Source organism: Pseudomonas sp. 313 (assembly GCF_000316965.1).
Classification (GTDB): Bacteria; Pseudomonadota; Gammaproteobacteria; order Pseudomonadales; family Pseudomonadaceae; genus Chryseomonas; species Chryseomonas benzopyrenica.
On the sequence record NZ_ANBZ01000079.1, the window covers coordinates 238986 to 261947 of the forward strand.

Below are 22962 nucleotides of genomic sequence, written 5' to 3' on the forward strand. Positions count from 1 at the left end.
CCCTTTGCGTGGAGAAGCGAAATGACCCCTGAAGTCGCCGTCGACCTGTTCCGCCAGGGTCTCTGGCTCACCGCGCTGCTGGTAACGGTGCTGGTGGTGCCGAGTCTGATCGTCGGTTTGATCGTGGCGGTCTTCCAGGCCGCGACCCAGATCAACGAACAGACCCTGAGCTTTCTGCCACGCCTGATCGTCACCCTGTTGACGCTGATCGTCCTGGGACCCTGGATGATCAGGCAGTTGATGGAATTCATCCAAACCTCGGTCGCCAACATCCCGCGGCTGATCGGCTAGGCCATGCTGGCCCTCAGCGACGCGCAGATCGGCGGCTGGGTCGGCAGCTTCCTGTTTCCGCTGTTCCGCATCGCCGCGCTATTGATGACCATGCCGATCATCGGCACCACCCTGGTCCCGGTGCGGGTGCGGATGTACCTGGCTCTGGCTTTGAGCCTGGTGCTGGTACCGACCCTGCCACCGATGCCTCAGGTGGACGCCATCAGTCCCCAGGCGCTGCCATTGATCGTCGAGCAGATCCTCATCGGCGCGGTGATGGGGTTCAGTCTGCAGCTGTTCTTCCATGTCTTCGTGGTGGCGGGGCAGATCATTTCCACTCAGGCGGGCCTGAGCTTCGCGTCCATGATCGATCCGGTCAACGGCGCCTCGGCCCCGGTCATGGGGCAGTTCTTCACCATGCTGGTGACGCTGCTGTTCCTGGCCATGAACGGTCATCTGGTGGTGTTCGAGATCCTCGCGGAAAGCTTCGTCACCCTGCCGGTGGGCGATACCCTGAGCGTCGAGCACTTCTGGCAGGTCGCCGGACGACTGGGCTGGGTCCTGGGCGCCGGCGTCCTGCTGGTGCTGCCGGCCATCACCGCGCTGCTGGTGGTCAATATCGCCTTTGGCATCATGACCCGCGCCGCACCGCAGCTGAACATCTTTTCCGTCGGCATGCCGCTGATCGTGGTGCTGGGCATGGTCATTGTCTGGCTCGGTACCGCCGATATCCTCTCTCACTATGAAAGTCTCGCCAGCGAGGCGCTGCGATGGCTGCGCGAACTCGCCCGAGCCCGCTAGGAGATACGCCACATGGCTGAATCCGATGGCGAAGACCGCACAGAAGACCCCACGGAGAAACGCAAGCGTGATTCCCGGGAGGAGGGTCAGCTCCCACGATCACGCGAACTCGGTACGGTGGCGGTCATGCTCTCGGGAGTCGGCGGCCTGCTGATGTATGGCGCCTTTCTAGGCGGCAAGCTGCTGGAGGTGATGCGCAGCAACTTCTCCCTGCGGCGCGAAGAGGTCATGGACGAGCGCTTCATGGGCACCTTCCTGCTGGCCTCGGGCAAGGCCGCGATGATCGGGATGCTGCCGATGATCGTCCTGGTGGTGATCGCCGCCATCGTCGGTCATATCGCCCTGGGCGGCTTCCTGTTTTCCGGCAAGATGCTGGCGCCCAAGCCGAGCCGGATGAATCCCATGTCCGGCATCGCCCGGATGTTTTCCAAGAATTCCCTGGTGGAATTGCTCAAGGCCCTGGGCAAGTTCTTCATCATCCTCGGCGTGTCGGTACTGGTGCTGATGAGCGAGCGCACGGCACTGTTGCAGATCGCCAAGCTGCCGACCGAGCAGGCGCTGCTGCACAGCATGCAGGTGGTGGGGCATGCCACCCTGCTGCTGGCCCTGGGATTGCTGATCATCGCCGCCGTGGACGTGCCCTTTCAGATCTTCAGCAATCGCAAGAAGCTGATGATGACCAAGCAGGAGATCAAGGACGAGTACAAGGACAGCGAGGGCAAGCCGGAGGTCAAGGGCAAGATCCGCCAGATGCAGCGAGAGATGGCGCAGCGGCGGATGATGGCCGAAGTACCCAATGCCGATGTGGTCATCACCAACCCGACCCACTTCGCCGTGGCGCTCAAGTACGACGCGGCCAAGGGCGGGGCGCCCGTGCTGGTGGCCAAGGGCAGCGATTTCACCGCGCTGAAGATCCGCGAGATCGCCCAGGAGCACCAGGTCTCGCTGCTGGAGTCGCCGGGACTGGCGCGGGCGGTGTATTTCTCAACCGAGGTGGATCAGGAGATCCCGGCCGGTCTCTACGTCGCCGTGGCTCAGGTCCTGGCCTATGTCTATCAGCTCCGGCAGTTCCGTGCGGGGCGCGGGCGCAAGCCCAAGCTGTCCGATCTGCCCATCCCGCCAGATTTGCGGCGGGATGAGGAGGGGAAGGCGCCTACTTGATGACGCCGCAGGCGACACGGGCGCCGCCACCGCCCAGGGGTTTGGGCTGGTCGGAGTAGTTGTCGCCACCGGCATGCACCATCAACGCATGCCCCTTGATCTCTTCCAGACGTTTCAGCCGCGGCGCCAGTACCGGCTGGGTGGCCTGGCCGTCGGCGGTCACATAGAGCGCCGGCAATTCGCCCAGGTGACCGTCGTCCGACCAGGGCGCGCTGTGCTTGCCGGTATTGCGTGGATCCAGGTGGCCGCCCGCGGCGCCCCCGGCGGTCAGGGTGCCGTTCACCTCGGCCGCGCCGCAGTTGGGCTTGGTATGGACATGGAAGCCGTGGATGCCGGGCTCCAGGCCCTTGAGGTCGGGGGTAAAGACCAGACCGTACTTGGAACGGGTCACCTGCACGCTGCCGACGCTTTCGCCTACACCGTCGGTGGTGACCTTGTTCACCGGGATCGTCAGGGATTCGGCCGCCTGGGCGGTACCGACCAGGCAGGTGGCCAACAGCGTCGCGGTCCAGATTTTCATGGTGATGTTCCTCGGATAGGCGCGCTAGCGCGGGTCCCTAGACAGACTCATGGCCTGTGCCCGCGGTTCAGCCAGCGGCTCAGGCGATCCGTAACCAGTCCTGTATCACCCGCGGGAAAACCTCGCTGATTCAACGCCTTGAGCAGTTGGCCCGGAGCTTGCTCAAGCCCTTGCGAACAGTGCGCTGCGTCAACTTTCCGTGACGACGGCACCGGCAAGCGAGGAATGGGTGTGAAAGTCGACAAATCCCTGATGATGGGCAACATGCGTGGTCTGGCGCGCGGTAACCTGGGCGTGCCGCTGGCCGTCCTGGCGATGCTCGCCATGATGACCCTGCCGATGCCGCCGTTCCTGCTGGACGTGCTGTTCACCTTCAACATCGCTCTGTCGATCGTGGTCCTGCTCGTCAGCGTCTATGCCCTACGGCCGCTGGATTTCGCGGTCTTCCCGACCATTCTGCTGGTTTCGACCCTGCTGCGCCTGGCGCTGAACGTGGCCTCGAGCCGCGTGGTGCTGCTGCATGGCCAGGACGGCCATGACGCCGCGGGCAAGGTCATCCAGGCCTTCGGCGAGGTGGTGGTTGGCGGCAACTACGTGGTCGGTGCGGTGGTGTTCGCCATCCTCATGATCATCAACTTCGTGGTGGTGACCAAGGGTGCCGGCCGCATCTCCGAGGTGTCGGCGCGCTTCACCCTCGACGCCATGCCCGGCAAGCAGATGGCCATCGACGCCGACCTCAATGCCGGCATCATCGACCAGGCCGAAGCCAAGAAGCGCCGGACCGAAGTGGGCCAGGAAGCCGACTTCTACGGCTCCATGGACGGTGCCAGCAAGTTCGTCCGCGGTGACGCCGTCGCCGGCCTGCTGATCCTCTTCATCAACCTCATCGGCGGCATGGCCATCGGCATGGCCCAGCACGGTCTGCCGTTCGGCGAAGCGGCGCGCATCTACGCCCTGCTGACCATCGGTGACGGTCTGGTCGCCCAGGTTCCCTCGCTGCTGCTGTCGGTCGCTGCCGCCATCATGGTGACCCGGGTGTCCTCGTCGGAAGACATGGGCCAGCAGGTCAATCGTCAGATGTTCGCCTCGCCCAAGGCGCTGGCGGTCTCGGCCTTCATCATCATCGCCATGGGCCTGGTTCCGGGCATGCCGCACCTGCCGTTCCTCGGCCTGGGCGGCGCCGCCGCCGCCGGTGCCTGGCTGATCCACAAGCGCCAGCGCCAGGCCAAGCAGACCGCCGAGGTCGAAGCCAAGAAGCAACAGGACCTGGCCCCCGTGCAGCGCCCGGCCGAGGCCAAGGAGCTGGGCTGGGACGACGTGACCCCGGTGGACATGGTCGGTCTGGAAGTCGGCTACCGCCTGATCCCCATGGTCGATCGCAACCAGGGTGGCCAGCTGCTGGCGCGGATCAAGGGCGTGCGCAAGAAGCTGTCCCAGGACCTCGGTTTCCTCATGCCGTCGGTGCACATCCGCGACAACCTGGACCTGCTGCCCAACGCCTATCGTCTGACTCTTATGGGGGTGAGCGTGGCCGAAGCCGAGATCTATCCCGATCGTGAGCTGGCCATCAACCCCGGCCAGGTCTATGGCACCCTCAATGGCGTCGCCGCCAAGGATCCGGCATTCGGTCTGGAGGCCGTCTGGATCGACGTCACCCAGCGCGACCAGGCCCAGTCCCTCGGTTACACCGTGGTCGACGCCAGTACCGTGGTCGCCACCCACCTCAACCAGGTGCTCTTCAAGCACGCCCACGAGCTGATCGGCCACGAGGAAGTCCAGCAATTGCTGCAGGTGCTGGCCAAGAGCTCGCCCAAGCTGGCCGAAGAACTGGTGCCCGGCATCGTCTCCCTGTCGACCCTGCTCAAGATCCTCCAGCAGCTATTGCAGGAGCAGGTACCGGTCCGTGACATCCGTACCATCGCCGAAGCCATCGCCAATGTCGGGCCGCGGAGTCAAGATCCCGCCGCCATTGCCGGTGCCGTGCGCGTCGCCCTGTCCCGCGCAATCGTCCAGAACATCGTAGGAATGGAGCCTGAGCTGCCTGTTATCACCCTTGAACCAAGGTTGGAACAGATGTTGCTAAGTAGTATGCAGAAGGCCGGTCAAGGCGCCGAGGACGGTATGTTCCTCGAACCTGGCATGGCCGAAAAACTGCAGCGTTCCCTCGTCGAGGCGGCGCAGCGTCAGGAAATGATGGGTAAGCCAGTGGTGCTGCTGGTAGCCGGTGCGATCCGCGGGATGATGTCCCGCTTCGCCCGGATGGCGGCACCGAACATGAGTGTGCTGGCCTACCAGGAAATTCCGGACAACAAGCAGGTCACCATCGTCGCTACCGTTGGCCAGAATGGCTGAGGTCTAGATCATGCAAGTCAAACGTTTCTTCGCCGCCGATATGCGTCAAGCCATGAAGCTGGTACGCGACGAGCTGGGCCCGGACGCTGCTATCCTCAGCAACCGCCGGGTCGCCGGCGGGGTCGAGCTGACCGCGGCGCTGGACTACCAGGCTCCGGCACCGGCCGCGCCCAACGCAGAGCTGCAGGCGGAGTTGCGCAAGACCCATGCGAAGATCGCCCAGGCCCATGCCGACCTCAGTATCCGTGCGCCGGGCGTCCCCTCGGCCGCGCCGAAGGACAAGCAGTTGCTCGGCGCCATCAGCGCCGCCGACAGCCGCCGCGAGCCGGTGATCGCGCCGCCGCGCGCGCCCCAGCCGGCCGCCGCCGCGCCTGCCGCCAGTGCCGCGCCGGAAGACCGGCGTGCCCTGGAAGCCATGCGCAGCGAGCTCAGCGGCCTGCGTGAACTGCTGGAAGTCCAGCTCGGCTCCATGGCCTGGACCCAGGTGCAGTCCACCCGTCCGCAGCAGGCTGGCCTCTGGCGTCGCCTGCAGCGCATGGGCCTGCCGGCCGATCTGGCCCGGCACCTGCTCGACAGCGTGGCCAAGATCCAGGATCCGCGCCATGCCTGGCGCATGCTGCTGGCCAACTTCGCCCAGCTGGCCAAGACCACCGACGCCAAGATCCTGGAGGAGGGCGGTGTCGTCGCCTTCGTCGGTCCGGCCGGCATGGGCAAGACCACCACCCTGGCCAAGCTCGCCGCCAATTACGTGCTCAAGTACGGCCCCCAGAGCCTGGCGCTGGTCAGCATGGACAGCTTCCGCATCGGTGCCCAGGAGCAGATCAAGACCCTGGGCCGCATCCTCGACGTGCCCGTCACCCTGGTCGATCCGGGCCAGTCCCTGGCACAGGCCCTGGCCCCCCTGGCGCGCAAGCGCCTGGTGCTGATCGACACCGCGGGCATGCCCGCCAACGATCCGGCGCTCAAGGCGCAGCTCGAAGCCCTGGCCAACCGCCAGCTGAAGATTCGCAACTACCTGGTGCTGGGCGCCACCAGCCAGAGCCAGGTGCTCAAGGCGGCCTACCACAGCTATCGGCGCTGCGGCCTGAGCGGCTGCGTGCTGACCAAGCTGGACGAAGCCGCCAGCCTCGGCGAAGCCCTGGGCCTGGCCATCAGCCAGCGCCTGCCGGTGGCCTACATCGCCGACGGCCCGCGCATCCCGGACGACCTGCATCCGGCGCGCAGCCACCAGTTGGTAAGCCGCGCCGTGAGCCTGCAGGCACCCGAGGAGCCGAGCGAAGAAACCATGGCTGGCATGCTGGCCGGCCTGTATCAGAGCAATGCCCGCCGCGCCGGTTAGCGCAGACGAACGGTAGTGGTGCATCGCATGCCTGGGCACGCCAAATGCACTTGGTCTAAAGTGTGACGGATTTCAATCAAAGGTATCAGGCAATGGGTAGCATGCATCCCGTCCAAGTCATAGCGGTCACGGGCGGTAAAGGCGGTGTCGGCAAGACCAACGTGTCGGTCAACCTGGCCTTGGCCCTGGCCGATATCGGGCGGCGCGTCATGCTGCTCGACGCCGACCTGGGCCTTGCCAACATCGACGTTCTGCTCGGCCTGTCGCCCAAGCGCACCCTGGCCGACGTCATCTCCGGCGAGTGCGAGCTGCGCGACGTGTTGCTGCACGGCCCGGGCGGCATCCGCATCGTCCCGGCGGCCTCGGGCACCCAGGCGATGGTCAATCTGACGCCGGCCCAGCACGCCGGTCTGATCCAGGCCTTCAGCGACATCAGCGAGAACCTCGACGTGCTCATCGTCGATACCGCTGCCGGCATCGGCGATCAGGTGGTCAGCTTCGTTCGCGCCGCCCAGGAAGTCCTGGTGGTGGTGTGCGACGAACCCACTTCCATCACCGACGCCTACGCGCTGATCAAGCTGCTCAATCGCGATCATGGCGTCACCCGGTTCCGGGTTCTGGCGAACATGGCGCTGACGCCCCAGGAAGGTCGCAATCTCTTTGCTAAGCTGACCAAGGTGACCGACAGATTCCTGGATGTCGCCCTGCAATACGTGGGCGCCATTCCGTTCGATGAGGCGGTGCGCAAAGCCGTGCAGAAGCAGCGCCCCGTGTTTGAAGCCTTTCCGCGTGCCAAGGCCTCGCTGGCCTTTCGTGCGGTGGCCCAGAAAGTCGATGGCTGGCCGCTGCCCGCCAATCCGCGCGGCCATCTCGAGTTCTTTGTCGAGCGCCTTGTGCAACCAGCCATCGGTACCCACGCATGACAGCATCCAGCGGGCTTCGCATGTACAGCAAAACCTCGGAACGTACCCAGCAGGAGCAACTCATCAACCGCTATGCGCCGTTGGTGAAACGCATCGCCTACCACCTCCTGGCGCGTCTGCCGGCCAGCGTGCAGGTCGAGGACCTGATGCAGGCCGGCATGATCGGGCTGCTGGAGGCCTCGCGCAAATATGACGCCGGCAAGGGCGCCAGCTTCGAGACCTACGCCGGCATCCGCATCCGCGGCGCCATGCTCGACGAAGTACGCAAGGGTGACTGGGCGCCGCGCTCGGTGCATCGCAACACGCGTATGGTCACCGACGCCATTCGCGCCGTGGAAGCGCGGACGGGTCGCGACGCTAAAGATTCCGAGGTCGCGGCCGAACTTAAATTGAGTCTGGATGAGTACTACGGCATCCTTGGCGACACCATGGGGAGTCGCCTGTTCAGTTTCGACGACCTCATGGAGGGTGGTGAGCATGGGCTCGAGGAGAGCGGTTCGCATGAACTCGAACCCGGTCGCGGTCTGGAAGATCAGCGCTTCCGCAAGGCCCTGGCCGACGCCATCGCCAATCTTCCGGAGCGTGAACGTCTGGTGCTCTCGCTGTATTACGACGAGGAACTCAACCTCAAGGAAATCGGCGAGGTGCTGGGCGTGAGCGAGTCACGCGTCTGCCAGCTTCACAGTCAATGCGCGGCACGCCTGCGGGCGCGGCTGGCGGAATGGCGTTCGCGTTAACCGGCTGGTACTCAGGCTACTACGATTGCTTAGACGCGCCTCATGGCGTGTGTGCGGATTAGGACGGAGGTCGACTTGGACAAGAACATGAAAATCCTCATCGTGGACGATTTTTCCACGATGAGACGCATCATCAAGAATTTGCTGCGCGATCTGGGATTCACCAATACCGCCGAAGCAGACGACGGCAACACCGCACTGCCGATGTTGCAGAGCGGCAACTTCGATTTTCTCGTCACCGACTGGAACATGCCTGGCATGACCGGCATCGACCTGCTGCGTCAGGTCCGCGCCGACGCGCGGCTGAAGACCCTGCCGGTGCTGATGGTGACCGCCGAAGCCAAGCGCGAGCAGATCATCGAGGCCGCTCAGGCCGGCGTGAACGGCTATGTGGTCAAGCCTTTCACCGCCCAGGTGCTGAAAGAAAAGATCGACAAGATCTTCGAGCGGGTGAACGGCTGAAGAAAGCCGCGGGGACGTTATGGATCAGCTTGGCTCCACCAGCTTCAGCGACTTCGAGTCGAATCTCAAACAGCACGCCCAAGAGTTGGTGAAATGCCTGGAAAGCGGCGATTTCACCCAGGCCGTGCATGTCATCAACGAGCTCAATCAACTGCGTGACCGGGGGCTCTACCAGGAAGTCGGCAAGCTGACCCGCGAGCTGCACAACGCCATCGTCAACTTCGAGATCGATCCGCGCGGCATGGCCGGCGAAGAGGTCTCCCAGATCAGCGATGCCACCGATCGTCTCTCCTACGTGGTGAAGATGACCGAGAACGCCGCCAACCGGACCATGGATCTGGTGGAGGAGAGTGCCCCGCTGGTAGGTAACTTCGGTGACGAAGCCCGTGCCGTGCATGCCGACTGGAAGAAGTTCATGCGCCGGGAAATGGGCGCGGACGAATTCCGCGAGTTGGCCAAGCGCGTCGATGCCTTTCTCAGCCACAGCGAGAGCAGCGCCGAGCAACTGTCGTCCAAGCTCAACGACATCCTCCTGGCGCAGGATTACCAGGACCTCACGGGTCAGGTGATCAAACGCGTGGTCAACCTCGTCGGGCAGATCGAGAAAGATCTCGTCAAGCTGGTGATGATGGCCAGTCAGGTCGATCGCTATACCGGCTTCAGTCACGATCACACCGCGCTGATCGAACAGAATCGAAAAGAAAAGACGATGAAGGGTGAAGGTCCGCAGATTCATGCCGATAAGCGTGAAGACGTCGTGGCCGCTCAGGTCGACGTCGACGATCTTCTATCCAGTCTGGGCTTCTGACCCAGACCCTCTTGGGGAGTGCAGGAATGAGCTTCGACGCCGATGAAGAAATCCTCCAGGATTTCCTGGTAGAGGCCGGCGAGATTCTCGAACAGTTGTCCGAACAATTGGTCGAGCTGGAAAGCCGCCCGGATGACATGGATCTGCTGAACGCCATTTTCCGTGGCTTCCATACCGTAAAGGGCGGTGCCGGTTTCCTGCAGCTCCATACCCTGGTCGAGTGCTGCCATATCGCGGAAAACGTATTCGACATCCTGCGCAAGGGCGAACGCCGCGTGGATGCCGAGCTGATGGATGTGGTGCTGCAGGCACTGGATTCCGTCAACGAGATGTTCGGTCAAGTCCGTGAACGCGAAGAGCCGACCCCGGCCTCGCCTGAATTGCTGGCGGCCCTGGCCCGCCTGGCCGAGCCCGCTGGCAGCGAGCCGGCGCCGGTCCCGGCTGCGCCCGTGGCTGCCGCCCCGGTCGTGGCCGCCGCGCCCGCGCCGACCGCCGAGCCGGAGCTGAGCGATGCCGATTTCCAGAATCTGCTCGATGCCCTGGGCAGCGAGCCGAGCGCGGCAGCGGCAACGCCTGCGGCCGCCAGTGGCGACGACATCACCGATGACGAATTCGAGGCCCTGCTCGATCAGTTGCATGGCAAGGGTAAGTTCAACGAGGCACCGGCCGCCGCGCCGGTTGTCGCTGCGGCTCCTGCCGTGGCTGCGGCTGGTGGCGACGACATCACCGACGACGAATTCGAGGCTCTGCTCGACGAGTTGCACGGCAAGGGCAAGTTCGTCGCGGACGAGGCCGCGGCACCGGTTGCAGCAGCGCCTGCTGCGGCGGCTCCAGCCGCCGCGACGGGTGGTGACGAGATCACCGACGACGAATTCGAATCCCTGCTCGACGAATTGCACGGCAAGGGCAAGTTCAGTGGTCCTGCGGTAGCCGCCGAGTCCGTGGCTGCGCCCGTTGCGGCAGCGCCGGCGCCCGTCGCCGCGCCTCAGCCTGCGCCGGCACCCGCACCGAAGCCGACGCCGGTCGCCGAGGCCGCGGCGCCCAAGCCTGCGGTGGCGGCAGCGCCTGCCGAGCGTCCCACCAGCGAGGCGGAGACCACCGTGCGGGTCGATACCGCGCGCCTGGACGAGATCATGAACATGGTCGGTGAACTGGTGCTGGTGCGTAACCGCCTGGTCCGCCTGGGCCTGAACAGCGGCGATGAGGCCATGGCCAAGGCCGTGTCCAACCTCGACGTGGTCACCGCCGACCTGCAGACCTCGGTCATGAAGACCCGGATGCAGCCGATCAAGAAAGTCTTTGGCCGTTTCCCGCGCCTGGTCCGCGATCTGGCGCGCAGTCTGAAGAAAGAGATCAACCTGGAGCTGGTGGGCGAAGAAACCGACCTGGACAAGAACCTGGTCGAGGCCCTGGCCGATCCGCTGGTGCACCTGGTGCGCAACGCGGTCGACCACGGCATCGAAGGCCCTGCCGAGCGAGAAGAGAACGGCAAGTCCCGCGCCGGACGGGTGGTGCTCTCCGCCGAGCAGGAAGGCGACCACATCCTCCTGTCGATCTCCGACGACGGCAAGGGCATGGACGCGGATCTGCTGCGCAACAAGGCAGTGGAGAAGGGCCTGCTCGACCGCGACGCGGCCGATCGTCTGACCGAGACCGAGTGCTTCAACCTGATCTTCGCTCCGGGTTTCTCCACCAAGGCCGAGATCTCCGACATCTCCGGCCGCGGCGTGGGCATGGACGTGGTCAAGACCAAGATCAGCCAGCTCAACGGTACCCTGAACGTCTACTCGACCAAGGGCCAGGGCTCCAAGATCGTCATCAAGGTACCCCTGACCCTGGCGATCATGCCGACGCTGATGGTGATGCTGGGCAACCAGGCCTTCGCCTTCCCGCTGGTCAACGTCAACGAGATCTTCCACCTCGACCTGTCCCGCACCAACGTGGTGGACGGCCAGGAAGTGGTGGTGGTGCGCGACAAGGCGCTGCCGCTGTTCTACCTCAAGCGCTGGCTGGTGCCCAATGCGGCCCATGTGGAGCAGGGGGAAGGGCATGTGGTGATCCTCTCGGTAGGCACCCAGCGCATCGGCTTCGTGGTCGATCAGCTGGTGGGCCAGGAAGAGGTGGTCATCAAGCCCCTCGGCAAGATGCTGCAGGGCACGCCCGGCATGTCCGGGGCTACCATCACCGGCGACGGGCGCATCGCGCTCATCCTCGATGTGCCCAGCATGCTCAACCGCTACGCCCGTCGCGGGCTCTGAGTCGGCCAGGTACGAGCGGCGTCGGGCTCGTGCCCGGCGCCATCGGGTGGCCTGCGCCGCCCCAGGTTAGGAGTTTCAACGTATGCCGGTAAAAGTACTGGTGGTGGACGATTCCGGCTTCTTCCGGCGTCGGCTCAAGGAAATCCTGGCGGCCGATCCCAACATCTCGGTGGTGGGCACGGCCAGCAACGGGCGCGAAGGGGTCGATCAGGCCCTGGCGCTGCGACCCGATGTCATCACCATGGACTACGAGATGCCGATGATGGACGGCATCACCGCGGTCCGCCACATCATGCAGAAGTGCCCGACCCCGGTGCTGATGTTCTCCTCGCTCACCCATGAAGGCGCCCGGGTCACCCTGGATGCCCTGGATGCCGGCGCGGTGGACTACCTGCCGAAGAATTTCGAGGACATCTCGCGCAATCCGGCCAGCGTGCAAAAGCTGCTGTGCGAGAAGATCCACCATATCGCCCGTTCCAACCGGCGCTTCGCCGTGGCCCCCAGCGTCGCGCCGGCGGTGCCCACTGGTGCCTCGGCCGCGCCTGCTGCTGCCCGCCCGGCACCACGTCCGGCGGCGCCCAGCGGCGCCCAGTCCGCGCATGCGCCCGTGGCTCCGGCTTCGCCGCCGCCCAAGCGCAAGCACTATCGCCTGGTGGCGATCGGCACTTCCACCGGTGGCCCGGTGGCCCTGCAGCGGGTGCTCACCCAGCTGCCAGCCAATTTCCCGGCGCCGCTGGTGCTGATCCAACACATGCCCGCGGCCTTCACCAAGGCCTTCGCCGAGCGTCTGGACAAGCTCTGCCGCATCAGCGTCAAGGAAGCCGAGGATGGCGACCAGTTGCGTCCGGGGCTGGCCTTGCTGGCACCCGGCGGCAAGCAGATGATGGTGGACGGTCGCGGGATGGTGAAGATCCTGCCCGGCGACGAGCGCCTCAACTACAAGCCTTGCGTCGACGTGACTTTTGGCTCCGCGGCCAAGGCCTATGCCGACAAGGTGCTGGCAGTGGTCCTGACCGGCATGGGCGCCGACGGTCGCGAAGGCGCGCGGATGCTCAAGCAGGTCGGCAGCCAGGTATGGGCCCAGGACGAAGCCAGTTGCGTCATCTACGGCATGCCCATGGCCATCGCCAAGGCCAATCTGGCCGATGCCATCTATGGCCTGGACGACATCGGCAGACACCTGACCGAGGCCTGTTCGTGACGCCAGACGTTCACCGGCCGGAAGGGCATTGAGCGTGGACGTGCTCAGTCTCATCGGCATCCTGCTGGCCTTTACCGCCATCATGGGTGGCAACCTGCTGGAGGGCGGTTCCTTTACCGCCCTGGCCAATGGACCGGCCGCGCTGATCGTGGTCGGCGGCACCCTGGGCGCCGTCCTGCTGCAGACCCGCCTGCCGGTGCTGCGCCGCGCCCTGACCATGCTGGCCTGGGTGTTCGTGCCGCCACGGCTGGACCTCGTCGGCGGCATCCGCAAGGTGGTCAACTGGAGCAACGTGGCGCGCAAGGAAGGCCTGCTGGGCCTCGAACCCCTGGTCGCCCGCGAAGCCGATCCCTATGCCGCCAAAGGCCTGCAGTTGCTGGTGGACGGCACCGAACCGGAAGCCCTGCGCAGCATTCTCGAAGTGGACCTCTACGGCCAGGAAGACCGTGACATCGCCGCCGCCAAGGTCTACGAGGCCATGGGGGGCTATGCGCCCACGGTGGGCATCATCGGTGCGGTAATGGGCCTGATCCACGTCATGCAGAATCTGGCCGATCCCTCGCAACTGGGCAGCGGCATCGCCGTGGCCTTCGTCGCCACCATCTATGGCGTCGGCTTCGCCAACCTGCTGTTGCTGCCCGTCGGCAACAAGCTTAAGGCGCTGGCTCAGCAACAGTCCCGCTATCGGGAAATGTTGCTGGAAGGCCTGATGTCCATTGGCGAGGGCGAGAATCCCCGCTCCATCGAAATGAAGCTGCAAGGTTTTCTGGACTAGTGCGGTGTATCAGAAGTTATATACACAATTTTGGCGGCGCTTTTTTGGCCTGGGCGGTGTTGCCACTCCTCGCCATAGCCCTGCTATGACTCGTCGCGGCGCCTGGCCCAGATCAAAAAATCACTCGCCAATTCTTGTGCGAACTCCTGATACACCACACTAGAGGACGCCGCATGCCTCGTCGTCGTCGCCGTCCCGAAGAACACGAGAACCACGAACGCTGGCTGGTCTCCTACGCCGACTTCATCACCCTGCTGTTCGCTTTCTTCGTGGTCATGTATTCCATCTCCTCGCTGAATGAGAGCAAGTACAAGGTGCTCTCGGACAGCCTCTCGGGCATCTTCAGCCAGCCAGAGCGCTCGCTCAAACCCATCCCCCTCGGCGACCAGCGTCCGGCGGGCGTGACGCCGACGGTGATGGATGCGAGCGCCGCTCAACCGGCCAAGGGCACCCCCAGCGATCCGCTGCAGCAGATCGCCGACAGCGTGCGAGCCACCTTCGGCGATCTCATCGCCGGTGACCAGCTGAACATCAAGGCCAGTGAAATGTGGCTGGAAATCGAGCTCAGCTCCAATCTGCTCTTCGCCAGTGGCGATTCGCTGCCGAGCAATCCCGCCTTCGGTCTCATGGAGAAGGTGGCCAAGATTCTGGCGCCGTTCAAGAATCCGATCCAGGTACAGGGCTACACGGACGACCGCCCCATCAGCACAGCGCTGTACCCCACTAATTGGGAACTGTCGGCGGCCCGAGCCGCCAGTATCGTGCGGCTGCTGATCGGCAATGGCATCGCCCCGCAACGCTTGGCCGTGGTGGGCTATGGCGCCTATCAGCCGGTGGTCGACAACACCAGTGACGTCAATCGAGCCCGTAATCGGCGGGTCGTCCTGCTGATCTCGCGCAATCTCGACCTGTTCCGGCCGCAGAGCACCTTGCAAAATTCGTCGACTGGCACACAATCTGCAGCATCGCCTGGAGAACCGGCGCCCAAGGTGGCGCCTGTCAAATCTTCGTCGCCGGCTGCTACGCCGGCACCTTGACCCGGCTGGTCGTGTCGTCGGGAGGAAGTCTGCACATGAGAGTCTGGGCTGTCGCCAATCAGAAGGGTGGGGTGGGCAAGACCACCACCACCGTTGCCCTCGCCGGGTTGCTCGGCGATGAGGGCAAGCGCGTCCTGTTGGTGGATCTCGATCCCCACGGTTCCCTGACCAGTTATTTCGGTCAGGATCCGGACAGTCTCGAACACAGCGCGTTCGACTTGTTCCAGCACGGTGGCCAGGTGCCGGAAGGCCTGCCGAAGCGGCTGCTGCTGCCCACCAGCCATCCACAGCTGTCGATGCTGCCGTCCAGCACCGCGCTGGCTACCCTGGAACGTCAGTCGCCGGGTCAGAGCGGCCTGGGCCTGGTGATCTCTAAGAGCCTGGCTCAGCTGTGGAACGACTTCGATCATGTGTTGATCGACAGTCCGCCGCTGCTCGGCGTACTCATGGTCAATGCCCTGGCGGCCAGCCAGCATCTGGTGATTCCCACCCAGACCGAATTCCTCGCGCTCAAGGGGCTCGAACGCATGGTCAACACCCTGACCATGATCAACCGCTCGCGCAAGCAGGCACTGCCCTACACCATAGTGCCGACCCTGTTCGACCGCCGGACCCAGGCTTCCATCGGTACCCTCAAGGTCTTGCGCAACACCTATCCGGCCCAGCTGTGGCAGGCCTTCATTCCCATCGATACCCGGTTGCGCGATGCCAGTCGCTCCGGCCAGGTGCCATCGCGCTACGAGGCCAACAGCCGCGGCGTCATCGCCTACCGGGCGTTGCTGCGGCATCTGCTCGAAGGCGCGCCCAGCAGCCAGGTGGCCTGATTCAAGTTTTCCACCCCTCCGGCCGATAGGCTGGACAACTCACCCACGTAGAACGCCATGAGCCAACCGACGTCCCTCGACAATCGTCCTCAGCGTGTCCTCCAGGGCTATCTCGATGCCCTGTTGCTGGATGCGTTCCTGGAACTGCCCACCGCCGAGGCCACCCCAGTGGAGGCTCCCGTGGTGGCTGCGGCCGCGCCGATCGTCAGCGTGAGCGAAGACGAATTCGCCGCTGCGGTGCGTGAGGAGCTCGAACGGGATGCCGCGTGGCAGCCCCGAGTCGTGCCGCTGGCCACCCGCCGTGCCGGGATCGCCCCGCCCGAGGTGCTGCTGCCTGAGCCCCAGGCGCTGCTGGCGCCGGAAACCGACATCGAGCTGGACTGGCGCGTCCCCGAACTGACGCCAGTCGCCGAGCCGGTGCGTCCGGTGGTGGAGGGCATTGCCGTGGGGACTCCGGCGGTGCAGCCGGTAGTGGCGGCTGGCGTACCGCCCAGCGCCGTATATCTGGAAGGTCGACCCGAGTGGGGTGAAGAGCCCTTCGAATGCCTGCTGTTCGACGTCGCCGGCCTGACCCTGGCCGCTCCCCTGGTCTGCCTGGGCTCCATCTATCCGCTCGCCGCCGAAGAGTTGACGCCGCTGTTCGGTCAGCCAGACTGGTTTCTGGGCCTGCTACCCTGCCAGGCTGGTAACCTGCGCGTGCTCGACGCCGCACGTTGGGTAATGCCCGAACGCTATCGTGACGACTATCGCGAAGGGCTGAAATTCGTGATATCGCTGCAAGGCCTGGATTGGGGGCTGGCCGTGCATGGCGTCAGCCATTCGGTACGGCTGGATCCTGCCGAGGTCAAATGGCGGAATCAGCGGGCCACTCGCCCGTGGCTGGCCGGTACGGTGATCGATCAGATGTGTGCGCTGCTGGATGTGGCGGCGCTCGCTGAACAGGTGGTGGGTGGCCGTCGCTAGGGCTGCTCGCTGCAACTAACCAGCGGGTTCGCCCGCTTCGCCGCACGTGCGGTATTTGACGAGGCTAGGGAACATGAAAAAAACGTCCGCACAGGGTTCCGAAGATCCGGTCCTGCAATGGGTCACCTTCCGCCTGGATAACGAGACCTATGGCATCAACGTGATGCAGGTCCAGGAAGTCCTGCGCTACACCGAAATCGCTCCGGTCCCCGGTGCGCCGAGCTACGTGCTGGGCATCATCAACCTGCGCGGCAACGTGGTGACGGTGATCGACACCCGTCAGCGCTTCGGTCTGTTGCCCACCGAAGTGACCGACAACACCCGTATCGTCATTATCGAGGCCGACAAGCAGGTCGTCGGTATCCTGGTCGACAGCGTGGCCGAGGTGGTCTACCTGCGGCAGTCGGAGATCGAGACCGCGCCCAACGTTGGCAATGACGAATCCGCCAAGTTCATCCAGGGCGTGTGCAACAAGAACGGCGAGCTGCTGATCCTGGTCGAGCTCGACAAGCTGATGACCGAAGAAGAGTGGTCGGAGCTGGAAAGCATCTGATGCTCGTCGGGCTGATCCTGCTCAGCGTCGCCCTGGGGCTGGCCTGTGCCGGCCTCGGTGGCTGCTGCTGGCTGCTCTGGCAACGCCAGCAGCAGCAGGCGGCCAAGCTGGCCGAGCGGGAGGCCCTGGTCGACAAGCGCATGCAGATCCTGCTCAAGCGTCTAGAAACCTACCAGGCCGGGCAGGTGCGCATGGGTGAGCAGGTGCAGGGGCTGGCCAAGGTGGTGGCACCCTTGCCCGATCGGTTGACCCAGATCGAGCAGAGCGACCCCACCAGTCTGTCGTTTTCCCAGGCCGCGCGTCTGGTTGGACTGGGCGCCAGCGCTGATGATCTCACCCAGGCCTGCGGCCTGTCCCAGGCCGAAGCCGAGCTGGTGGCCCGTTTGCATCGGCAGCGCCAGCAGCGTTCCGGCTGACCGCCGCCGCCGCAGGATCGCCGCCTTAGCTGACTATCCAGTGATAGAGCGCGATCACCACCAGCACCGCCAGCACCGGCTTGGCGACGCGATAGGCCTTGGGGTGGCGCCGCTTGAATTTCTTCACACCGCCGCCGATACGATCCCCGAATCTCTTGCTGAAGGCATAGGCCTGGTTGATGCCGCCGACGCGTTCGCCTTCGACATTCTGCGGCGCCGTGGCGCTGCCCAGGAAGCGGCTGACCGCCTGGTTGACGCGGGTCAGCAGACGATTGCGCAGAGGGCGCTCCACGTCGCAGAAGAGGATGACCCGGGTCTGGTCGGTCTCGTTCTTGACCCAATGCACATAGGTCTCGTCGAACATCACGTCCTCGCCGTCACGCCAGGCATAGGGCTCGCCGTCGACATAGATGCGGCAGGCGTCCGAGTTGGGCGTGGCCAGACCCAGGTGGTAACGCAGCGAGCCGCCGAAGGGATCGCGATGGGGATTCAGATGACTGCCGCCCGGCAGCAGGGCGAACATGGCGCCCTTGACGTTGGGAATCTGCCGCACCAGTTCGACGGTGCGCGGGCAGAGGGTCTGGGCGGAGGGCAGCGGTTCGCCGTACCAGGTCAGGTAAAAGCGCTTCCAGCCCTTCTTGAAGAAGGAACCGAAGCCGGCGTCATTGTCCTTTTCCGCGGCGCGGATATAGCCCTCGTCGAACAGCCGTAGGGCTTCGACGCGAATCTCCTGCCAGTTGTCCTTGAGCACGTCCAGCTCGGGAAAGCGGCTGCGATCCAGGTAGGGTTTGGAGGGCACGCTGGAGAACAGGTACATCAAGGCGTTGTAGGGCGCGAACACCGCGGAGTGGTTGACCAGTTGGCGCAGGAAGGGCAGGCGAGCGCGTCCGCGAAGATGGACGAAGAGCACGCTGGCGACGAAGAGCAGGACGATCGCGAAGGTAATCATGGGCGAATGGTGATCGGCAGCGCCCGAACCAGGGGCGGATAGGTAATGACTGCATTATTTCACCCCAGAGAAAGGCTTGCACTCGCTTCGTCGGCTGCGCAGGATGGACACCCTGGCGCGCGGCCGCTTCCGAGCCGCGCCCCCTTGGATGATCTAGACGAGTCGTATCGATGAGCATGTCCCTACGCGACCAACTGCTGAAAGCCGGCTTGGTCAATGAAAAGCAGGCCAAGCAGGCCGTCAAGCAAAAGCAGAAGCAGACCCGCATGGAGCATCGTGGGCAGACGGAAAAGGACCGCTCCCAAGAGCTGGCCGTCCAGCAGGCCCAGGCGGAAAAACTGGCCAAGGACCAGGAACTCAACCGTGCCCAGGAAGAGAAGAAGAAGCGCAAGGCCGAGCAGGCGCAGATCAAGCAGCTGATCGAGACCAGCCGCCTGCCCAAGCTGAGCACCGAGGACTACTACAACTTCGTCGATGACAAGAAGGTCAAGCGCCTGTCGGTCAACGTCATGATGAGGGACAAGCTCAGCAAGGGCAGCCTGGCCATCGTGCGCTACGAAGGCCGCTACGAGGTGGTGCCGCGGGCTACCGCCGAACGCATCCAGGAACGCGATCCCAAGCGCGTGGTGCTGCTCAACGTGCAGAGCGGCGAGCCGGATCCGGACGATCCCTACGCGGCCTATCAGGTGCCGGACGACCTGATGTGGTAAGGCGGCGGGTCAGGCGTTCTGTCTGACCAGCATATAGATGCGATAGACGGCGATGCTGGGGATCAGCTGCAGAAAGCCCGACAGGGTTTGCAGCATGATCTCCGGCACCGCGGCCTCGGCGAACTGCCGGGTGATCCAGGCGTCGAGCAGCCAGGCCGGCAGCACCGTAGCCAGGATGCAGGCCAGCAGGGTGAAGAAGTGCCCGCGGCTCAGACGCAGACTGCCGCGCAGGGCGTCCAGCGGTGCCCGTCCTTCAAGGACCAGCAGATTCTCGGCGAAGGCCAGCTTGGCCATGATCAGGAAGCCCGGCACGATCAACAGCGAAAAGCCCAGCATCACCAGCCCCGAGGTCAGGGCCGCGAGGAGGGCGAAGCGTGGCCAGAGCAGCAGGGCGGCGGCCCAGGCGCCGCTCAGGCGTGGTGTGGTGCCCTGGGTGCGTGCTTCCAGAAAGATCAGCAGCGCGGCGGTGTACAGCGGATAGCAGAGCAGGCTGACCAGCATGTCCCACAGCCCGCCGTCGACGCCGAAGCGTTCCAGCACCTGATAGCGCAACAGAGCCTCGAGCAGCAGCCAGGGGAGGGTGAGGACAGCCAGGGGCCGCAGATTGCGAGCAAAGAAAGACAGCGAGTCGCGCAGGATATCGACAGGGTTCATGCAGCTCTTCCAGACGGGCAGGAGGGCAGTCTAGCAGGGTGACCCGGTCGCCCGCAGGCGTTCGAGCATGGCCGCGCTGGAGGTGACGGTGGCGTACTCGCCGTGCAGATTGGCCATGGCCATCGCATGGACTTCTTCGGCACTGCGCGGCTGCCCGGCGAAGTCGCGCTTGGCGAAGGTGTAGCAGGCATCTTCGGCGACCCAGGTGGTGAAATCCAGATTGCCGGCGCTGCGCGCCGTGGCTTCCACCGAATTCTCGCTGGCTACGCCGCAGATCAGCAGCGACGCGATGCCGCGCTGGTGCAACCAGCGCTCCAGACCACTGTTGGCGAAGGCGTCGGGGACCTGCTTGTCGAACACCGGCTCGCCGGGCAGGGGCGCCAGAGCTGGCTGGAATTCCACCCCGGGCTGGCCCGGCCAGAACACCGAACTCGGATTGCGCGACAGGTGCCGGACATGCAGCAGGGGCGCTCGGGCCTGACGCCAGGCCGCCAGCAGATCGGCCATGCACCGTTCGGCATCGGGATGGTTGCGCGGCCCCAGGTGCGGGGCGCGGATCCCCTGTTGCTGGTCGATCAGGATGAGCAGGGGCGGCATGGGAGGCCTCGCTGACAAAGGCTCAGATTCCCGCAGCCCCGGCCGGTTGTCCAGTCATGGATGCCCACCCGGAACTACCTATTAAGGCGGCTCTTCAGATGGAAAGGGCATCCACGGGTCACTGGCTGAACCCCTGCTGAATGCCGTGTGGACTCAACTTGAAAAGCGACCGCTGCGCCTTTATCTGGCATAACGGCGCGCAACCTTGCGCCTTTCGACATCCAGGCCATTCCCAGGGGAAGGCCACCAATAGACCGTCTGCGGGAGGGTCATCATGCAACGCGAAGAAAGCCAGCTGATCGAAGGTCTGTTCGACCGTCTCAAGACCACGGAAGCCCAGACGGCGCCCCGTGACCGGGAAGCCGAGGCATTGATCCAGCAGCGCCTGCGCGAGCAGCCCGCAGCGCCCTATTACATGGCCCAGGCGATGCTGATCCAGGAGGCCGCCATCAAGCGCCTGGACCAGCGCGTCAAGGAACTGGAAAGCCAGATGGCCCAGGTCCAGCAGAATCGTCCAAGCAGCGGCGGCTTTCTCTCCAGCCTGTTCGGCGGCGGTAGCAATCAGCCCGCGGGTGGTCAGGCACCGGTCAATGCCGCGCCGTCGCGGGGCTGGAACGATCCTGGTCCGGCCGCCTCACGTCCTGGCACTCCGGGCTATGCCCAGCCCAACCCCGGCTATGGCCAGCCTGCCCCGGGCTATGGCGCGCCCCAGGCGGCGCCCTCGCGCATGGGCGGCTTCATGGGCGGCGCGCTGCAGACCGCGGCCGGGGTCGCCGGTGGCGTGCTGGCGGCCCAGGCCATCTCGGGTCTGTTCCATCATTCGCAACCCGAGGAGATCGTCAACGTCATCAACGAGACCCCAGCCGCCGATCAGGGCCTGGCCGATGCCGGCGCCCAGGGTGGCTGGTCGGACAACGCCAGCTACGACAACGGTGGTGGTTTCCAGGATGCCGGCTACCAGGATAACGGCGGCTTCCAGGATGCGGCCGACTATGGCGATACCGGCGGCGGTTTCCTCGACGACAGTGGCGACGACGATTCCTTCATCTAGCCTGTCGTGTCGAGCCAGCCCTGGTGCCATGAGGCCCCAGGGCTTCTTTGTCGGCGCTTTCAGCTGGAGGCAAGCGGCAGCGGGCGTTCGAAGGGTGTCGACAGCACCACCACGGTACGGCTCATGCCGAATTGGGTGAGGGTATCGATGAGGGCCTCAAGTTCGCTCATGTCGCGCACGGCGGCGCGTAGCATCAGACAGTCCTCGCCGGTGACCCGGTGGCAGGCGAGAAGCTGGGGGAGGGCTTCCAGTTTCTTCAACAACGGTCCCTGGCTGGTGCTGTGCAGACGCAGGGAGATCAGGCATTCAGTGCCGTAGCCCAGGGCGCGGCGATCGATGCGGGCGCCATAGCCGGTGATGATGCCGGCGTCCTCGAGTTTGGCGATGCGCTCGGCGATGGCCGGCGCGGAAAGACCCAGCCGGCGACTCAGGTCGGCGTAGCTGGCGCGCCCCTCTACCAGCAGCAGGTCGATGAGGCGGCGATCAATATGGTCCATTTCCGTTTCCTGCCTTCGAATCGAAGGTCACTGTCCTTAAAGTCTGCTGAATCAAAGGCTGGTTAGGCCCTTTCTGTCTCGACTGTATCTTAGCCGTCCGGTCGTGCGCTCCTACAATGTCAGCCTGACCCATCAGGAATCTCTCGCGCATGGATACCTCCGCCTCGCCCTGCCTCGCGCCGCGCCTACCCACCTGGCTGCCCTTGCTGGCGGCCTTTTTCGCGCTCTATGTGGTCTGGGGTTCCACCTATTTGGTGATCCGCATCGGCGTGGCCCACTGGCCGCCGCTGCTGATGGCGGGGCTGAGGTTCCTGATCGCGGGGAGTCTGCTGCTGGGCTGGCTGCGCCTGCGCGGGGTGCCCTGGCCCAGGGCGCGTGAGACTGCGGCGGCCGCGGTGATCGGCATCCTGCTGCTGGGCGTGGGCAACGGCGGCGTGACCCTGGCCGAGCACTGGGGCGTGACCTCCGGTATCGCCGCCCTGTCGATCGCCACGGTCCCACTGTTCACCCTGCTGTTCGGCCTGCTCTGGGGGCAGCGCAATACCCTGCTGGAGTGGGCCGGTATTGCTCTGGGCCTGGTGGGGATCGCCTTGCTCAACCTGGGCGATACCATGAGCGCCACGCCGCTGGGGGCCGCGGTAATCCTGCTCGCGGCGGCGGCCTGGGCCTTCGGCTCCATCTGGAGTCGCTATCTGCCGTTGCCACGCGGGGCCATGGCCAGCGCGGTGGAGATGCTGGTGGCCGGTGCGGTGCTGCTCGGCGCCAGCTACCTTAGCGGCGAGCGCCTGCAGCACTGGCCGGCTCTGGGCGGCTGGCTGGCGCTGGGCTATCTGGTGGTGTTCGGTTCGCTGATCGCCTTCAGCGCCTATCTCTATCTGCTGGGGCGGGTACGTCCGGCCGCCGCCACCAGCTACGCCTACGTCAATCCGGTGGTAGCGGTGCTGCTGGGCACCCTGTTCGCCGGTGAGCGGATCGGTCCGGCGGAAATGCTGGCCATGCTGGTCATCGTCGGCGCGGTGGTGCTGATCGGGCTGCCGCAGTGGCGACGGCGCTGAGAGCCTGATCAAAGTCTGCTGCGCGTCGGCCAAACTGCGTTGAAAAGGC

The 22962-nt window shown here is 64.8% G+C and carries 25 protein-coding genes; 20 read left to right on the forward strand and 5 right to left on the reverse strand.

Annotated features, from left to right (window positions below):
* Positions 1–21: 21 nt before the first annotated feature.
* The 3 genes from fliQ to flhB are packed head-to-tail and all read left to right on the forward strand — an operon-like array spanning position 22 to position 2232.
* Positions 22–291 (forward strand): flagellar biosynthesis protein FliQ, encoded by a 270-nt coding sequence (gene fliQ, locus C722_RS0119260; protein ID WP_017642081.1) that lies wholly within the window; start codon positions 22–24, stop codon positions 289–291.
* A 3-nt stretch (positions 292–294) separates the two neighbouring features.
* On the forward strand, positions 295–1071 hold the full coding sequence (gene fliR / locus C722_RS0119265) for a flagellar biosynthetic protein FliR (protein WP_017642082.1): 777 nt from the start codon (positions 295–297) through the stop codon (positions 1069–1071).
* A gap of 12 nt (positions 1072–1083) precedes the next feature.
* Entirely contained in the window at positions 1084–2232 is a 1149-nt protein-coding gene (gene flhB, locus C722_RS0119270; RefSeq protein ID WP_017642083.1) for a flagellar biosynthesis protein FlhB, read from the forward strand.
* On the opposite strand, the gene sodC is transcribed toward flhB, so the two are convergent.
* The gene (gene sodC / locus C722_RS0119275) at positions 2225–2752 is read right to left on the reverse strand and encodes a superoxide dismutase family protein (protein WP_017642084.1); all 528 of its coding nucleotides are present in this window, start codon (positions 2750–2752) and stop codon (positions 2225–2227) included. The two genes, flhB and sodC, sit on opposite strands and share 8 nt — an antisense overlap.
* Before the next feature lie 225 nt (positions 2753–2977).
* On the opposite strand from sodC, the gene flhA reads away from it, so the two are divergent.
* From flhA to C722_RS0119345, 14 genes are all read left to right on the forward strand, one after another.
* On the forward strand, positions 2978–5104 hold the full coding sequence (flhA, locus tag C722_RS0119280) for a flagellar biosynthesis protein FlhA (RefSeq protein ID WP_037064353.1): 2127 nt from the start codon (positions 2978–2980) through the stop codon (positions 5102–5104).
* Positions 5105–5114: 10 nt separating this feature from the next.
* The gene (gene flhF / locus C722_RS0119285) at positions 5115–6443 is read left to right on the forward strand and encodes a flagellar biosynthesis protein FlhF (RefSeq protein ID WP_017642086.1); all 1329 of its coding nucleotides are present in this window, start codon (positions 5115–5117) and stop codon (positions 6441–6443) included.
* Positions 6444–6535: 92 nt separating this feature from the next.
* Positions 6536–7366, forward strand: a complete 831-nt coding sequence (gene fleN / locus C722_RS0119290) for a flagellar synthesis regulator FleN (RefSeq protein WP_017642087.1) — start codon at positions 6536–6538, stop codon at positions 7364–7366.
* Complete coding sequence (fliA, locus tag C722_RS0119295) at positions 7363–8103, forward strand: RNA polymerase sigma factor FliA (RefSeq protein ID WP_026083964.1); 741 nt, start codon at positions 7363–7365, stop codon at positions 8101–8103. Before fleN ends, fliA begins: the two co-directional genes overlap by 4 nt.
* Positions 8104–8190: 87 nt before the next feature.
* The gene (locus C722_RS0119300) at positions 8191–8565 is read left to right on the forward strand and encodes a chemotaxis response regulator CheY (protein WP_169853335.1); all 375 of its coding nucleotides are present in this window, start codon (positions 8191–8193) and stop codon (positions 8563–8565) included.
* A 19-nt stretch (positions 8566–8584) separates the two neighbouring features.
* Complete coding sequence (locus C722_RS0119305) at positions 8585–9373, forward strand: protein phosphatase CheZ (RefSeq protein ID WP_017642089.1); 789 nt, start codon at positions 8585–8587, stop codon at positions 9371–9373.
* A 26-nt stretch (positions 9374–9399) separates the two neighbouring features.
* On the forward strand, positions 9400–11631 hold the full coding sequence (locus C722_RS0119310; RefSeq protein ID WP_017642090.1) for a chemotaxis protein CheA: 2232 nt from the start codon (positions 9400–9402) through the stop codon (positions 11629–11631).
* A gap of 82 nt (positions 11632–11713) precedes the next feature.
* The gene (locus tag C722_RS0119315) at positions 11714–12832 is read left to right on the forward strand and encodes a chemotaxis response regulator protein-glutamate methylesterase (protein ID WP_017642091.1); all 1119 of its coding nucleotides are present in this window, start codon (positions 11714–11716) and stop codon (positions 12830–12832) included.
* 34 nt (positions 12833–12866) lie between these two features.
* Entirely contained in the window at positions 12867–13607 is a 741-nt protein-coding gene (locus C722_RS0119320; protein ID WP_026083965.1) for a flagellar motor protein, read from the forward strand.
* Between the two features lie 173 nt (positions 13608–13780).
* A complete protein-coding gene (gene motD, locus C722_RS0119325) occupies positions 13781–14644 on the forward strand; it encodes a flagellar motor protein MotD (protein ID WP_017642093.1) in 864 nt (287 codons plus the stop codon).
* 35 nt (positions 14645–14679) lie between these two features.
* The gene (locus tag C722_RS0119330; protein ID WP_017642094.1) at positions 14680–15468 is read left to right on the forward strand and encodes a ParA family protein; all 789 of its coding nucleotides are present in this window, start codon (positions 14680–14682) and stop codon (positions 15466–15468) included.
* A gap of 57 nt (positions 15469–15525) precedes the next feature.
* Positions 15526–16431, forward strand: coding sequence for a chemotaxis protein CheW (locus tag C722_RS0119335; RefSeq protein WP_017642095.1), 906 nt, complete (start codon positions 15526–15528; stop codon positions 16429–16431).
* A gap of 73 nt (positions 16432–16504) precedes the next feature.
* The gene (locus tag C722_RS0119340; RefSeq protein ID WP_007160357.1) at positions 16505–16984 is read left to right on the forward strand and encodes a chemotaxis protein CheW; all 480 of its coding nucleotides are present in this window, start codon (positions 16505–16507) and stop codon (positions 16982–16984) included.
* Positions 16984–17400: a DUF2802 domain-containing protein gene (locus C722_RS0119345; protein WP_007160356.1), complete on the forward strand. Its 417-nt coding sequence runs from the start codon at positions 16984–16986 to the stop codon at positions 17398–17400. The genes C722_RS0119340 and C722_RS0119345 overlap by 1 nt, the downstream gene beginning before the upstream one ends.
* Before the next feature lie 25 nt (positions 17401–17425).
* On the opposite strand, the gene C722_RS0119350 is transcribed toward C722_RS0119345, so the two are convergent.
* Positions 17426–18349 carry an aspartyl/asparaginyl beta-hydroxylase domain-containing protein gene (locus tag C722_RS0119350; protein ID WP_017642096.1) on the reverse strand — a complete coding sequence of 308 codons (924 nt, stop codon included), beginning with the start codon at positions 18347–18349 and terminating at the stop codon, positions 17426–17428.
* Positions 18350–18519: 170 nt separating this feature from the next.
* On the opposite strand from C722_RS0119350, the gene C722_RS0119355 reads away from it, so the two are divergent.
* The gene (locus C722_RS0119355) at positions 18520–19059 is read left to right on the forward strand and encodes a DUF2058 domain-containing protein (RefSeq protein WP_017642097.1); all 540 of its coding nucleotides are present in this window, start codon (positions 18520–18522) and stop codon (positions 19057–19059) included.
* A gap of 9 nt (positions 19060–19068) precedes the next feature.
* Here the strand turns inward: C722_RS0119355 and C722_RS0119360 are convergent, their stop codons facing one another.
* Positions 19069–19713, reverse strand: coding sequence for a YciC family protein (locus C722_RS0119360; protein ID WP_017642098.1), 645 nt, complete (start codon positions 19711–19713; stop codon positions 19069–19071).
* A 30-nt stretch (positions 19714–19743) separates the two neighbouring features.
* Positions 19744–20310, reverse strand: a complete 567-nt coding sequence (locus C722_RS0119365; protein ID WP_017642099.1) for a cysteine hydrolase family protein — start codon at positions 20308–20310, stop codon at positions 19744–19746.
* A gap of 274 nt (positions 20311–20584) precedes the next feature.
* Between C722_RS0119365 and C722_RS0119370 the strand changes: the two genes are divergently transcribed.
* A complete protein-coding gene (locus C722_RS0119370; protein WP_017642100.1) occupies positions 20585–21361 on the forward strand; it encodes a DUF2076 domain-containing protein in 777 nt (258 codons plus the stop codon).
* Between the two features lie 59 nt (positions 21362–21420).
* Here the strand turns inward: C722_RS0119370 and C722_RS0119375 are convergent, their stop codons facing one another.
* Positions 21421–21858 (reverse strand): Lrp/AsnC family transcriptional regulator, encoded by a 438-nt coding sequence (locus tag C722_RS0119375; RefSeq protein WP_017642101.1) that lies wholly within the window; start codon positions 21856–21858, stop codon positions 21421–21423.
* Between the two features lie 149 nt (positions 21859–22007).
* Between C722_RS0119375 and yedA the strand changes: the two genes are divergently transcribed.
* Positions 22008–22913: a drug/metabolite exporter YedA gene (gene yedA, locus C722_RS0119380; protein WP_017642102.1), complete on the forward strand. Its 906-nt coding sequence runs from the start codon at positions 22008–22010 to the stop codon at positions 22911–22913.
* The last annotated feature ends 49 nt before the right edge of the window (positions 22914–22962 follow it).

What these genes read in the sequence shown, in the direction of transcription:
- fliQ (WP_017642081.1), top strand. Translation starts at nt 22, where the DNA reads ATGACCCCTGAAGTCGCCGTCGACCTGTTCCGCCAGGGTCTCTGGCTC.
- fliR (WP_017642082.1), top strand. Translation starts at nt 295, where the DNA reads ATGCTGGCCCTCAGCGACGCGCAGATCGGCGGCTGGGTCGGCAGCTTC.
- flhB (WP_017642083.1), top strand. Translation starts at nt 1,084, where the DNA reads ATGGCTGAATCCGATGGCGAAGACCGCACAGAAGACCCCACGGAGAAA.
- sodC (WP_017642084.1), bottom strand. Translation starts at nt 2,752, where the DNA reads ATGAAAATCTGGACCGCGACGCTGTTGGCCACCTGCCTGGTCGGTACC.
- flhA (WP_037064353.1), top strand. Translation starts at nt 2,978, where the DNA reads ATGGGTGTGAAAGTCGACAAATCCCTGATGATGGGCAACATGCGTGGT.
- flhF (WP_017642086.1), top strand. Translation starts at nt 5,115, where the DNA reads ATGCAAGTCAAACGTTTCTTCGCCGCCGATATGCGTCAAGCCATGAAG.
- fleN (WP_017642087.1), top strand. Translation starts at nt 6,536, where the DNA reads ATGGGTAGCATGCATCCCGTCCAAGTCATAGCGGTCACGGGCGGTAAA.
- fliA (WP_026083964.1), top strand. Translation starts at nt 7,363, where the DNA reads ATGACAGCATCCAGCGGGCTTCGCATGTACAGCAAAACCTCGGAACGT.
- C722_RS0119300 (WP_169853335.1), top strand. Translation starts at nt 8,191, where the DNA reads ATGAAAATCCTCATCGTGGACGATTTTTCCACGATGAGACGCATCATC.
- C722_RS0119305 (WP_017642089.1), top strand. Translation starts at nt 8,585, where the DNA reads ATGGATCAGCTTGGCTCCACCAGCTTCAGCGACTTCGAGTCGAATCTC.
- C722_RS0119310 (WP_017642090.1), top strand. Translation starts at nt 9,400, where the DNA reads ATGAGCTTCGACGCCGATGAAGAAATCCTCCAGGATTTCCTGGTAGAG.
- C722_RS0119315 (WP_017642091.1), top strand. Translation starts at nt 11,714, where the DNA reads ATGCCGGTAAAAGTACTGGTGGTGGACGATTCCGGCTTCTTCCGGCGT.
- motD (WP_017642093.1), top strand. Translation starts at nt 13,781, where the DNA reads ATGCCTCGTCGTCGTCGCCGTCCCGAAGAACACGAGAACCACGAACGC.
- C722_RS0119330 (WP_017642094.1), top strand. Translation starts at nt 14,680, where the DNA reads ATGAGAGTCTGGGCTGTCGCCAATCAGAAGGGTGGGGTGGGCAAGACC.
- C722_RS0119335 (WP_017642095.1), top strand. Translation starts at nt 15,526, where the DNA reads ATGAGCCAACCGACGTCCCTCGACAATCGTCCTCAGCGTGTCCTCCAG.
- C722_RS0119340 (WP_007160357.1), top strand. Translation starts at nt 16,505, where the DNA reads ATGAAAAAAACGTCCGCACAGGGTTCCGAAGATCCGGTCCTGCAATGG.
- C722_RS0119345 (WP_007160356.1), top strand. Translation starts at nt 16,984, where the DNA reads ATGCTCGTCGGGCTGATCCTGCTCAGCGTCGCCCTGGGGCTGGCCTGT.
- C722_RS0119350 (WP_017642096.1), bottom strand. Translation starts at nt 18,349, where the DNA reads ATGATTACCTTCGCGATCGTCCTGCTCTTCGTCGCCAGCGTGCTCTTC.
- C722_RS0119355 (WP_017642097.1), top strand. Translation starts at nt 18,520, where the DNA reads ATGAGCATGTCCCTACGCGACCAACTGCTGAAAGCCGGCTTGGTCAAT.
- C722_RS0119360 (WP_017642098.1), bottom strand. Translation starts at nt 19,713, where the DNA reads ATGAACCCTGTCGATATCCTGCGCGACTCGCTGTCTTTCTTTGCTCGC.
- C722_RS0119365 (WP_017642099.1), bottom strand. Translation starts at nt 20,310, where the DNA reads ATGCCGCCCCTGCTCATCCTGATCGACCAGCAACAGGGGATCCGCGCC.
- C722_RS0119370 (WP_017642100.1), top strand. Translation starts at nt 20,585, where the DNA reads ATGCAACGCGAAGAAAGCCAGCTGATCGAAGGTCTGTTCGACCGTCTC.
- C722_RS0119375 (WP_017642101.1), bottom strand. Translation starts at nt 21,858, where the DNA reads ATGGACCATATTGATCGCCGCCTCATCGACCTGCTGCTGGTAGAGGGG.
- yedA (WP_017642102.1), top strand. Translation starts at nt 22,008, where the DNA reads ATGGATACCTCCGCCTCGCCCTGCCTCGCGCCGCGCCTACCCACCTGG.